Source organism: Sporosarcina psychrophila, assembly GCF_001590685.1.
Classification (GTDB): Bacteria; Bacillota; Bacilli; order Bacillales_A; family Planococcaceae; genus Sporosarcina; species Sporosarcina psychrophila.
The window spans coordinates 2,119,273-2,132,363 of the sequence record NZ_CP014616.1; the positions used below are offsets into that span (position 1 = coordinate 2,119,273).

Annotated in this window: 11 protein-coding genes; 9 read left to right on the plus strand and 2 right to left on the minus strand. The window is 35.7% G+C overall.

Going from position 1 to position 13,091, the window contains the following annotated elements; genetic code table 11:
• Positions 1–110: 110 nt before the first annotated feature.
• The 3 genes from AZE41_RS10050 (at position 111) to AZE41_RS10060 (ending at position 3,214) form a co-directional block, all read left to right on the plus strand.
• A complete protein-coding gene (locus AZE41_RS10050; protein ID WP_067208771.1) occupies positions 111–1,394 on the plus strand; it encodes an extracellular solute-binding protein in 1,284 nt (427 codons plus the stop codon).
• A 104-nt stretch (positions 1,395–1,498) separates the two neighbouring features.
• A complete protein-coding gene (locus AZE41_RS10055; protein ID WP_067208774.1) occupies positions 1,499–2,377 on the plus strand; it encodes a carbohydrate ABC transporter permease in 879 nt (292 codons plus the stop codon).
• 15 nt (positions 2,378–2,392) lie between these two features.
• Positions 2,393–3,214: a carbohydrate ABC transporter permease gene (locus tag AZE41_RS10060; protein WP_067208777.1), complete on the plus strand. Its 822-nt coding sequence runs from the start codon at positions 2,393–2,395 to the stop codon at positions 3,212–3,214.
• An 83-nt stretch (positions 3,215–3,297) separates the two neighbouring features.
• On the opposite strand, the gene AZE41_RS10065 is transcribed toward AZE41_RS10060, so the two are convergent.
• The gene (locus AZE41_RS10065; RefSeq protein ID WP_067208780.1) at positions 3,298–3,933 is read right to left on the minus strand and encodes a YesL family protein; all 636 of its coding nucleotides are present in this window, start codon (positions 3,931–3,933) and stop codon (positions 3,298–3,300) included.
• Positions 3,934–4,181: 248 nt separating this feature from the next.
• Here AZE41_RS10065 and xylA point away from each other — a divergent pair, with 248 nt between their 5' ends.
• The 5 genes from xylA to AZE41_RS10090 all read left to right on the plus strand — a co-directional run bounded on the left by xylA (position 4,182) and on the right by AZE41_RS10090 (position 10,810).
• Positions 4,182–5,504 (plus strand): xylose isomerase, encoded by a 1,323-nt coding sequence (gene xylA / locus AZE41_RS10070; protein WP_067208782.1) that lies wholly within the window; start codon positions 4,182–4,184, stop codon positions 5,502–5,504.
• A 31-nt stretch (positions 5,505–5,535) separates the two neighbouring features.
• Positions 5,536–7,035: a xylulokinase gene (gene xylB / locus AZE41_RS10075; RefSeq protein WP_067208785.1), complete on the plus strand. Its 1,500-nt coding sequence runs from the start codon at positions 5,536–5,538 to the stop codon at positions 7,033–7,035.
• 388 nt (positions 7,036–7,423) lie between these two features.
• A complete protein-coding gene (locus AZE41_RS10080; protein ID WP_067208787.1) occupies positions 7,424–8,407 on the plus strand; it encodes an aldo/keto reductase in 984 nt (327 codons plus the stop codon).
• A 274-nt stretch (positions 8,408–8,681) separates the two neighbouring features.
• Entirely contained in the window at positions 8,682–9,566 is an 885-nt protein-coding gene (locus tag AZE41_RS10085; RefSeq protein ID WP_067208789.1) for a PucR family transcriptional regulator, read from the plus strand.
• Between the two features lie 146 nt (positions 9,567–9,712).
• The gene (locus tag AZE41_RS10090) at positions 9,713–10,810 is read left to right on the plus strand and encodes an ABC transporter ATP-binding protein (RefSeq protein WP_067208792.1); all 1,098 of its coding nucleotides are present in this window, start codon (positions 9,713–9,715) and stop codon (positions 10,808–10,810) included.
• 129 nt (positions 10,811–10,939) lie between these two features.
• On the opposite strand, the gene AZE41_RS10095 is transcribed toward AZE41_RS10090, so the two are convergent.
• Entirely contained in the window at positions 10,940–11,755 is an 816-nt protein-coding gene (locus AZE41_RS10095) for a S1C family serine protease (RefSeq protein ID WP_067208795.1), read from the minus strand.
• Between the two features lie 204 nt (positions 11,756–11,959).
• Between AZE41_RS10095 and AZE41_RS10100 the strand changes: the two genes are divergently transcribed.
• On the plus strand, positions 11,960–13,048 hold the full coding sequence (locus tag AZE41_RS10100) for a hypothetical protein (protein WP_067208797.1): 1,089 nt from the start codon (positions 11,960–11,962) through the stop codon (positions 13,046–13,048).
• The last annotated feature ends 43 nt before the right edge of the window (positions 13,049–13,091 follow it).

The window sequence follows — 13,091 nt, forward strand, 5'->3', positions numbered from 1 at the left end:
AAAAACTTTGTTCATCCACTAGACTAACAACTTCCTCTTTGCTATAATGAAAATGCATACAACAATCTGAATATTGTTGTTTCAAAAACTTGAGTTGGGGGAGATAAATAATGAGGAAAAAGAAAGCGTTTACAATTCTGTTATCCACTTTTGTTTTGTCTTTATTATTAGTAGGTTGTTCAGATTCAGGTAAAACATCTAGTGATACTGAAATAAAGTTTATGCATCTATGGCCCGAGGGGAGCTCTAAACAGCATCATGAAATTGTAAGTGAAATTATTGCTGATTTTGAAAAGGAACATGAAGGTGTCAAAATTGATTTAGAAGTGTTAAGCAATGAGCAATACAAAGATAAGTTAAAGGTTCTATCAACATCTAAAGAATTACCAGACGTTGGAATGACTTGGGCAGCAGGATTTTTAGAACCCTATGTAGGTGGTAATATGTTTGCTCCATTAGATGATCTTATTGATAAAGAATTAAGCGATACGTTCATTCCAGGAACTGTAGAGGCTTATGCAATAGATGGGGTGACTTACGGTCTTCCACTAGAATTGAACATTGCGACAATATATTATAATAAAACTATGTTTGCAGAGCATAATCTCGAAGCACCAGAAACATTTGAGGAACTAGAAAATGTAATTAATGTATTTAAGGCAGATGGAATACAACCTATCGCTTTAGGTAACAAAGATCCTTGGACAGGTTCGTTATGGTATATGTATCTAGCAGACCGAATTGGTGGTGCTGAAGTCCTTAATAAAGCGATCGATAGATCCGGTACTTTCGAGGATCCAGCATTAATTGAAGCAGCAGAAAAAGTACAAAACCTTGTTGATATGGGGGCATTTGTCAAAGGATTTAATGGTCTTTCTGATGAAGAAGCGAAAAGTATGTTTATGAATGAACAAGCACCAATGTATTTAATTGCAACATGGGATTTACCAAATTACACAACAAATGAAGATGTACCTCAAGAATTTAGAGATTCTGTAGAGTATCTCAAGTTTCCAACTGTGGATGGAAAGGGAGATATGAATAGTTTTATTGGGGGACCTGGAGTTGGATTATTTGTTGCGGAAGATTCTGATGTAAAAGAAGAAGCTAAAGAATTTGCCGCATTTTTTGTTAAACAATGGGGCGAGAAATCTGTCACAAAAGCTGGCGTTATTCCAGCATCAAAAGTGGATGCTGGATCCTTAGACCTGCCACAAATGTATATCGATATATTGGATGAACTTAATTCAGCAAGCAATATTACTATGTTTGCTGACGTTCAAATGAGTCCAAGTGTAGCACAAGTGCATTTAGATGCGATTCAAGCACTTTTTGGGAATCAAATGACACCTGAAGAGTTTGCGAAAGCGCACGAAGAAGCCCTTTCGAAATAGTAAAAAGCATTCTGCATTGCGTAAAGTCAAATTAACAATGAAGAGGACATATCCTTAACATCGGATGGTCCTCTTCTACTTCATAAGATATGGGGTTGAGTGTAATGAATAAAGTAATGTCAAATAAGCTATATATAGCACTTTATATTTTACCAGCACTCCTGTTGATTACTGTACTAATATTTATTCCATTAATCCTTACGGGTTACTATGGATTAATGGACTGGGACGGCATTGGTGCAAAGAAATTTATTGGATTAGAAAATTATATTAATGGGATTAAGGATCTCAAATTTTGGAGTAGTGCTTATCATTCGTTTTTACTAGCAATTTTCTCGACAATGAGCTTAGCGCTATATTTGTTAGTTTCATTAATATTGGCATCCAAAATAAAAGGCGCTGATTTACTGAGGAAAATATACCTGATTCCAATGCTTTTGTCTTCAGTTGCAATCGCTCAACTTTGGATCAAAGTATACAATCCGTCGAATGGTATTTTAAATGCTATTCTTATCAAAATAGGGATTGATAATCCGCCCGCGTGGTTGGCCGAGCCATCACTAGTATTATTTGCTATTTTCATACCAATTTTGTGGCAATATGCTGGATTTTATATTTTGATTTACTATGCAGCACTTAAAAATATTCCTGAATCGATGATAGAGGCAGCGAAAATTGATGGTGCATCTGCTTTTCAAATTGCTCTTAGGATTAAGCTACCTCTAATTAAAGAAGTAGTAAGCGTCACAGTCGTATTAGCTATTGTTGGATCACTAAAGTACTTCGATTTGATTTATGTTATGACTGGTGGAGGACCAAATGGAGCGAGTGAGGTTATGGCGTCCTATATGTATAAACTAGCTTTTTCAAGTTATGATTTTGGATATGGAAGTGCCATTGGATTCTTATTGTTGATCATTACCTTAGTAGTAACGTTAGTTGTTCGGAAATTTACTACTTCCAACGAGCCAATAGAATATTAGAAGGAGGTTTATGATATGGGTCGCATTGGTTACTTTTTTCTTTACGTTTGTCTAGCAGCTGTAGCGTTGTTCCAGATACTCCCAATAATATGGCTTTTCATTTTCTCATTAAAAGATAATAAAGAGATATTTGCTGGATCACCATTTGCTCTACCGTCGGAGTTTAGATGGGAAAACTACCAAAAGGTTTGGGATGGTGGAATAGGCATTTATTTCTTCAATAGTGTTTGGATTACTGGTCTAGCGATTATCCTAACAGTATTGTTTGCGAGCATGGCAACTTTCGCAATTACAAGAATGAAATGGAAGTTAAGCGGTTTCGTATTGGGGTTGTTTATGGTTGGACTAATGATTCCAATACACTCTGCTTTGATACCACTTTTCAGTATGTTCTTAAGCGTAGACTTAATTGATAATCCTTTCGCTGTTGTCATTACATATACGGCTTATAATTTACCAATCACAATGATGATATTACTCGGCTTTTATTACACATTGCCTCGTGAAATAGAAGAAGCCGCAATTATAGATGGATCTTCAGTTCATCGATTGTTTTTCCAAATTATTCTTCCGATGACTGTGCCAGTAATGTCTACTACTGTGGTTATTAATATGATTTATAATTGGAATGAATTTGTATTTGTAAATACGTTTATAAGTTCAGAAAAATATAAAACATTAACAGTAGGTATTCAAAACTTTATTGGGCAATATATGACAGACTGGGGAGCAATCGGAGCAACGTTAATCATTAGTGTGTTACCAATTATTGTTGCATTCATCTTCTTTAGTAATAAAGTCGTTGAAGGGATTTCTGCTAGTGCAGTGAAAGGGTAATAAGTGTATGGCACATAAAAAACTTCATACAACGGGGGATTGAACTGCTCCGTTGTGTGAAGTTTTTTTCGTGAAAAAAGTCGTTAATTCTCGATATTAACGGGATTGCCATTTTTCTTATTCGTTTTATTAAAAGCATGTAAACTGACCCACATTGTTATGTATGCGTATGAACTTCCACCAAATATGAATGCCAAGGCAGGAAAACTTTTCATAATAAAAAAGAGTGGTACAAGACAGAGTATTATCAATAAACTATTGAAGGGGTTTATTAACATAATAAAAAAGCTGTTTTTCATAACATATTGTACTTTTATATCGTAATGAACAAAGGCAGGAAAGATATAAAATAATAACATAATGAAAAGTAACATAAATGCAAATAAAGGTATATATGTCCATGTTAAATCCCCGTTAGTATTACCTTGAATGTAAATAATATCAATCGTAATTAAGAAGACTATTATACTAATAAATATTCCCAAAAGATTGCTTTTTAAGAAGTCTCTCCGATAGTATTCCCAAAAGGCTTTTAAAATTGGCTTTTCTGTATTTCCTTTTAACCATTCTCTGGTTATTGCAAACATTGCTATAGTAGCTGGGAAAAAGCCGAAAATTATTCCGCCTGCTAATGAAAAAAGTATCCACAATAAATTTAAATAGGCAAACCTTGTTATCCATTCAAAAACGTTATAAATAAAGCCACTAGTAGGATTCATTGACAACCACCCTTATTTCCTGACTTATAGAATAAGCCAATCTCATTATTTAATAGAAAGAGGAATCATTAAAAGCATACACTACTCGTATAAAAAGTTCATCATTTCCAGTGATAAATGCAATCAGTTTTATAGTTGAAAACTTTGTTTAACTAATAGACAAACTAATGATTTGTGTTATAATTACAAATGTAAGCCTTTACATTCACTGTTGCTTTGTAACATAAAAAATCTAGGAGGTACAAACAATGACTTATTTCCTAAACATTGACAAGATTAAATTCGAGGGTTCATTATCAACAAATCCATATGCATTTAAATTTTATAATCCCGAGGAAAAAATCGGTGATAAAACAATGGAAGAAATATTACGCTACGGAGTCTCGTATTGGCATACATTTACGATGAATGGCTCAGATCCATTTGGCGGAGGCAACATGATTCGCTCGTGGGATAAGTTTAGTGGTATGGATTTAGCTAAAGCCCGCGTAGATGCTTCATTTGAATTTTACGATAAAATTGATGTACCATTTTTCTGTTTCCATGATATTGATATAGCACCAGAGGGTAGCAGTTTAAGAGAGTCTAATCAAAACTTAGATACAATTGTAAGTATGATCAAGGACTATATGAAAGATAGTAAAGCAAAATTACTTTGGAATACGGCGAATAACTTTACACACCCACGATTTGTTCATGGTGCTGCCACTTCAAGTAGTGCAGATGTATTTGCTTATTCTGCAGCTAAAGTGAAAAAGGGATTAGAAATCGGTAAGGAACTTGGTGCAGAAAACTACGTATTCTGGGGTGGCCGCGAAGGTTATGAAACACTTCTGAATACAAACATGAAGCTGGAGCTGGATAACTTAGCACGTTTCTATAATATGGCTATTGACTACGCCAAAGAAATTGGCTTTGATGCCCAATTTTTAATTGAACCTAAGCCAAAAGAGCCTTCAACACATCAATATGATTATGACGTAGCTACTGCACATGCATTCTTGCAAAGTTATGGTCTTGTAGATCATTTCAAGTTCAATATTGAAGCAAACCACGCGACATTAGCGGGACATACATTTGAACATGAACTTCACTATGCACGCATTAATAATATGTTGGGTTCAGTTGATGCAAACCAAGGGGATCCACTTATCGGATGGGATACAGATGAATTCCCTACGGATTTATGGTCAACAACACTTGCAATGTATGAAATTCTTAAAAATGGCGGACTTGGTAGGGGCGGCCTAAACTTCGATGCGAAAGTAAGAAGAGGTTCATTTGAGCCAGAAGATTTATTCCATGCACATATTGCTGGAATGGATGCTTTTGCAGTAGGTTTAAGGGTGGCACAAAATTTAATTGATGATAAGGTCTTGGAAAGTATAGTCGAAAATCGCTACCAGACTTACACAGAAGGTATTGGACTTGCTATTGTTGAAGGAAAAACAGACTTCCGTAAACTGGAAGAGTATGCTTATGGTTTATCAGATATAAAACAGACATCTGGTCGCTTAGAACAAATTAAAGCAACAATCAATCAATACTTATTGAAAGCTTTCGCTAACTAATTAAGTTTTGAATGGCAGGAGAGATGTAGCTATGAAGTATGTAATAGGTATAGATTTAGGAACAAGTGCTGTTAAAATTTTACTCGTCAATCAACATGGCGCTGTTGTTCAAGAGGTATCGAAATCTTACCCACTAATTCAAGAGAAAACGGGATATAGTGAGCAAAACCCTAAAGATTGGGTTGATCAGACTGTATCGGGTCTACTTGATCTTTTGAAGGATTTCGATGGGGATCCAGAAGATATTGAAGGCATTAGTTTTTCTGGGCAAATGCATGGACTTGTTTTGTTAGATGAAAATAATGAAGTATTACGTCATGCGATTCTCTGGAATGATACAAGGACAACAGCGGAGTGCAAGCGAATTTATGAAGTCGTTGGAGAAAAGCGTTTGTTATCTATAACAAAAAACCACGCATTAGAAGGATTCACTTTACCAAAAATAGTATGGGTTAAAGAACATGAGCGAGAGTTATTTAGTAAGGTTAAGACGTTTGTTCTTCCAAAAGATTACTTGCGTTACAAGCTTACAGGTAAATTACAAATGGAGTACTCTGATGCAGCTGGAACACTTCTTTTGGATGTCAGTAAAAAGGAATGGAGTACAGAACTCTGTGAATTACTAGATATTGATACCAGTCTTTGTCCACCATTAGTTCACTCCTATCAGGAAGTAGGTAAGATAACATCTGTATTTGCAGAATCTACTGGTCTTGCCAACTCTACACGTGTATTTGCAGGTGGTGCTGATAATGCTTGTGGTGCTATTGGTTCAGGGATTTTAGAGGATGGAAAAACACTTTGTAGTATTGGGACATCTGGTGTCGTTTTGTCTTATGAAGCAAGTCCTGATAAAGATTTCCAAGGAAAGGTTCATTACTTTAATCATGGTGCTCCCGACGCATTTTACTCAATGGGTGTTACTCTGGCTGCGGGTTATAGCTTAACTTGGTTTAAAGATGTTTTTGCGGGGGACGAATCTTTCGATGATTTACTAGCCGATGTTGGCTCTGTCCCTGTTGGATCTAATGGACTGGTATTTACTCCTTATTTGGTGGGTGAAAGAACACCACATGCAGATGCTGCAATTCGTGCAAGTTTTATTGGAATGGACAGTTCTCATCACAGAAAAGATTTTGTTCGAGCAATTCTTGAAGGGATTACATTTTCGCTAAATGAAACTATTGATATTTTTCGTCAAAAGGGCAAACAAATCGATACGGTCATATCAATTGGCGGTGGTGCGAAAAATGAAGATTGGCTTCAGATGCAGGCTGATATTTTCGATGCTGATATTGTTAGACTTAAAAGCGAACAAGGACCAGGTATGGGGGCAGCCATTTTAGCAGCTTATGGATGTTCATGGTTTGATTCATTGAAGGATTGCGCGAATGAGTTCTTGAAGGAAGATAAACGATTTCATCCCAATAAAACTAATGTGGAAAAATATAAAAAGATGTTCGCTATTTATCAGGATATTTACGGTCAAACAAAAGATATTAATCGAAGGCTTTTAGAATTCCGTAGGTAGTCCTTTTAAATAAGAGTCTCAACTAGTTAGTTGGGACTCTTATTTATAGAAATACTAGTAACTATTCTGCATAACGGTGAAGAAGTTAATGACGAACATAACAGCTAAGTGTGAAATTCTGACATAAAAGTCACTAATGAGATCTAACAAGAACAAGTGAATCCAAATAGGATAGAACTATTATATACAGTTTGAAGCATGTTCACCGAAGTTTTGCTGAAATGAAATGGATATGATTTGTTCGTAAAAGAGTGAATAATTAATATTATCGTGAGTGCCAAAACGGCTTTTATTCATTAGTATACGTATTAAAGCTATTGTTCTTGTATTTCAAATCTGTTGTTATAGGCTTTGTTAAAAAATACTTGGATAAGTGGAGTGAGGAAAAATGAATTATCGTCAAATTGGCAATACAGATTTAAAGGTAAGTGAGCTCAGCTTTGGTACTTGGGCAATTGGCGGAGCTTGGGGAAGAACGAATGATCTAGAAGCATTGAAAGCTTTAGACCACGCAATAGGAAAAGGTGTAAACTTTTTCGATACGGCAGATGTTTATGGAGATGGCCATAGTGAGGAACTATTAGCGAAAGCAACCAAAGGAAAACAATCTGAAATTCATATAGCAACTAAATTCTGTCGAGCAGGGGATGTACATGACCCTAAAACATACTCAATGGAAAGTGTTACAAAGTATTGTGAAGACAGCTTAAGACGACTTAATCGCGATCAACTTGATTTGTTTCAAATTAATTGTCCACCAATGGAGATTTTAAAGAATGGTCAAGTGTTTGAAGTACTTGATCGTTTGAAAGAACAGGGGAAAATTCGCTATTATGGTGTTAGTGTTGAAACTGTTGAAGAGGGTTTATTTTGCTTGGAGCAACCTAATGTTAGTGCATTGCAAGTCATATTTAACCTATTTCGTCAAAAGCCGTTAGAAGCACTATTTCCGCAAGCAAAGGAACAGGGGGTTGGTATTCTCGCGCGAGTTCCACTAGCAAGTGGGTTATTAACAGGGAAGTTTAGAGCCAATTCACAGTTTGAAACAGATGATCATCGTAATTTTAATCGAGATGGAGAAGCATTTAATATTGGAGAAACATTTGCAGGGGTAGAATTTGCAAAGGGTATAGAGTTAAGTGACAAACTTACTTGGATAGCTGAAAATAGAGGGAATATGACACGGGCAGCACTCAAGTGGATTTTAGAAAACGATGCAATTTCTTGTGTAATACCTGGATTTAAAAGCGTTGCTCAAGTAGAAGATAACTTGCAAACTGTAAACGTAGAAAGTTTTACGGAAAAGGAAATGACCAAATTGGCGAAATTTTACAAGGATGAAGTGCAACGGGAAATTAGAGGGGCGTATTGAGTTTGTAATGAGGCTGTAAAAAGCGTCTATGCTTGTTTCAGCAGAAACTTTTACTAATACATTGGTTATCACAAAAATGCCAAAGGGAAAATTCCTTAGGCATTTTTACATTACTTTGTTTTACTGGAACTGCATCATATTTATGTTTATGTGTAGTTGCAAAAACGGAATCATCTAATTGCAAGGCGTATGTAAGTATTAATGTGGTACTATTAATTTTGACATAATAATCTAAAGTGAAAATGTTTTTCGAAAAAGGTAAAGAGGTGCTTTGATGATCAATCAATTACGTAAAATTTATTCTTCACTTCTTGTATATTCTGAGAGAAAGGATAACCTAGACCGTACATATAAGTGGTTTGTGACAGACGACAATGAAATTATTGGTATTAGTGAAGAAGAATTAACTTCCAAAGATTTATCATTATTAACTACTTTCTTATTACCATATAATATAAACTTACCATTACCTACCGCTGAAGAACAAAAGTGGAGAAACACAGTTCATTCGACTGAAGTAAATTCTAACTTTGAAATTAAAAATCCCTATCGCTTTATTTACTTTTCAATCAAAAAAAATCAAATTGACCCAATTATATTTAAAGATGCCATTCATGAACTATTTGCAAATCCAGTTCCTATTCTATGGGAAAATGGACATGAAGGGATTATCATAGAAGAACAGACAGTCTATGAAGATAGCATCTCTTTTGAAGAGATTAAAGATATACTCATGAGCGATTTATATGTGAAAATCAACTTCTTTATAGGATCTTATAAAGACGGTTTGGAGGACATCGCTCAGTATTATCACTCATTAATAAATGCGGCTAAGAAAGTATTTATATATACGAATAAGACAGTAGTAACGTATATTGATGCTGTGCCCTATCTACTTATCAATCAAACAGAATCAGATTTACGTTCCGATATTGGCAAAACTATTTTACAAGAATACATAAACGATGAAGAAACACTGAAAATGATTGAAACGTTTCTTCAATGTAATTTAAATATATCGGAGACTGCAAAAGTATTACATATGCACCGAAATAGCCTACAATATCGGTTGGATCGTTTTTTTGAAAAGACGGGGATTGATGTCCGACAATTTCATCATGCAATGACAGTTTACCTGGCCCTTTTAGCAAGAAAGTAACTCCATTTGTTAGGAAACTTCGTTCATAGTAAATATGCACGAAGAGTGTCCAGATCTTTGTGCATATTCACCATTACTTAAATAGTGTAAATATTCTATTCTATTAATAGTAGATGAAAGCACTTACATACACTGGAGGGAATAAAATGGCAGACTTGAAATTGGTAAATATAAGAAAAGTATATGATAAAGATGTTGTTTCTGTTAAAGATTTTAGTTTGGAAATTAGAGATAAAGAATTTTTAGTATTAGTTGGTCCATCAGGTTGTGGAAAATCAACAACACTTAGAATGATTGCTGGTTTGGAAGAAATATCAGGAGGCGATCTTTTCATCGGTGGTAAAAGAGTGAACGATGTCCCACCAAAAGATCGTGACATTGCTATGGTTTTCCAAAACTATGCATTATATCCACATATGGACGTTTACAATAATATGGCATTTGGTTTGAAGCTACGTAAATTTAAAAAAGATGAAATAAAAAAACGTGTTGATAATGCGGCTAAAATTTTGGGACTTGAGGACCTCTTAAATCGTAAACCAAAGGCACTTTCAGGTGGACAGCGTCAACGTGTTGCTTTAGGACGTGCTATTGTACGTGATGCCGAAGTATTCTTAATGGATGAGCCATTATCTAACTTAGATGCTAAGTTACGCGTACAAATGCGTGCGGAGATTCAAAAGTTGCACAGGCGCCTGCAAACAACAACTGTTTATGTAACCCATGACCAAACGGAAGCGATGACAATGGCCACGCGCCTCGTAGTAATGAAGGATGGATTTATTCAGCAAGTAGGAGCCCCTAAAGAAGTTTACGATGAACCTAACAATGTTTTTGTTGGTGGTTTTATTGGTTCTCCAGCAATGAACTTCTTAAACGGTAAACTAGAAGAGAATCATTTTGTCATGGGAGATGTAAAGGTTCTGGTACCCGAGGGTAAAATGAAATATCTTCGCGAGCAAAACTATATTGGTAAAGATATCATTCTAGGAGTTCGTCCAGAAGATATTCATGATGAACCGTTATTCCTTGATTTTTCTCCTGAAACAAAAATCAGGGCTTCGATTGAAGTTGCTGAATTAATGGGTGCCGAGATAATTCTTTATTCTAAGGTAAATGACCAAGATTTTGTTGCACGTGTAGATGCGCGTTTCAATGTTGTGGCTGGAGAAACAATCGACTTAGCATTTGACCTTAATAAAGCACACTTTTTCGATAGCGAATCAGAATTACGAATTAAATAAGATTAAAAAGTAAAGCCACTAAGGGGATTAATTTTCCTTTAGTGGCTTTGTATTTGGATTCTTTGATGTTGAAAATGGTTGCCAAACACCACCTATATATCTATTTAACATCTTATCTACAAACACTACTTATTGTCGATCATAAAACTCATCTACCGGAACAAATAAACCGACTTTTCCATGCGTTTCATGATCTAACGTGGCGAAAACAATGCCAATCACCAGCCCCTTGCTATTAAATACGGGGCTACCGCTATTACCTCGATAAACCGGTGCCTTCATCATAACGACAGGTACATCCCAATCTGGTAGCTGGATATAATCAATTATCGTACCTTCATTTGCAATGCCCTTAAAACTTAAAGGATTACCAATAAAGTTTATGGCTTCATTAGCTGTAAAAGTCGTTTTTTCAGCGAGTTCTAAATGGGGTAGGTCTTGTCCATTGACTTTTAATACAGCAAGATCGACTGATGGATAGGTATGTACAACTTCTGCCGTAAAACGTCCTTCTTCTGGGAAAAAGACATTTACAGTGTCGATTCCTTTGACAACATGATAGTTTGTTAGAATAGTTCCGTCACTCGAAATGGAGAAACCTGTGCCTTTGCTTTCAGCGGATTGAATAACAACAACAGATTTCTTATAGGTACCAATGTTTTCTTGCTTCGATAATTTTGAGGAAGTTTGTAAGAATTCAATGGCTGGGATTGAATACACTTCAAAAATGATCGCAAATGTGTTGAAAACCATCACAATGGAGATAAGCCAAAATAGCCATTTTGGAAATGGGCGTTTCGTTTTGGGGGTTGTTTTTTCTTGCGCCTCTCTATAAAGGACCTCCTGTTGTGCTTCTAATACCAGTGCTTGTAGCTCTTCATCATCAATTTCCTCATTTGAATCAACGTCTTTTAAATCAGGCGGTTGTTTTTCATTCGAATTCATGCACGCACACCCTAACTATTAAATACATTTCATTATAGTTCATTATAGCAAAGGAAAGAATACAACGTTTTTTCTTTTATTTGTTTGTCATCATTTATTAAGTCAGAACATATAATGAATGGTTCAATGACATTTAGATGGAAGAATGAATATAGTCCAAGCGTATTTTTCTTACACAATTATTTAGTAAAAGGGGAATGAGATATGAGCAGAGAAAAGAAGAGAATGTTGGTCCTTTCTATAGCATTAGCACTTGGGATTGGCGGAGTGATGCCATCTTATACTTTCGCAGCGGTGGAACAAGCTGGATCACACTTTCAAATTGGACAGATTGTCAAAGGGACAGTCGTTGAAAATTGGGGTAATGAAATAATCGTTAAAGGTGATAGCGGTGAACGCTACCATGTAGGATTGCATACTTTTACTGAGGAGAAAATCCAGGCGATGAATTTCTCAGTTGGAGCTTTGGTGCAAATCGAAGGAGAAGTCCTGGAAAGCATTGCGGATTTTTATAGCTTTGACTACTTTGTTAAAAATCTACCGCTCGGGGTGACAAAAGATGAAATTAAAAAGCTTGAACTTCTTTACAATGAGGTAATGACTTTAGAAAAGGATGAGTTATGGGAGGAGGCAGGAGAACTATGGGTGCAAATTAATCGAATAACCAATCCATATTATCTTGCAAATTGGGAGCCTGAAGCATTTGACGTCTATATAAGTATGTTTGAATATCCATTTACGGCTAATGACCTGCTGCAAATGGAAGAACTATATTATCAATGGGTTTCACTTGCAAAAAGTGGGGCGGAGATAGAATCTGGCGTTAAATTAGATCAGTTTTTTGAAATTGTCAATACTTATTATGTAGAGCCCACATTTGAAGAGTATATTATAGATTTAGGTACGACTATTTCCAAAACAGATTTTCCGGTGATAAAGAAATTATATGAGGATGCTCGCCAGGCTAGTAGTGATGGAGACGATCAACTGGCGATGGATAAATGGGAGGCATTTGACTCCGTGATGCGACCGTATTATCGCGCTGCCAATCCAATGCCCACATTTGATGAACAAATGGCTTATTATGATTTCGAAGTATCTAAGGAAAATCTTTCCAAACTACAAAAAATTTATACTGGCATAATTGACTTGGAGCTTAATGGTAAATATGATGAAGTAGATAGTCAATGGGAGTCATTTTATAGCATTTTGGAGCCGTATTTCTCAATGAATGTAAATATCCCATTCCGTGCCACACAAGTCATAATCAACGGCGAGACTTTTCAAAGATAAAACGTATGTTAAAATGCCTATCGTTTCGGTAGGCATTTTTGTG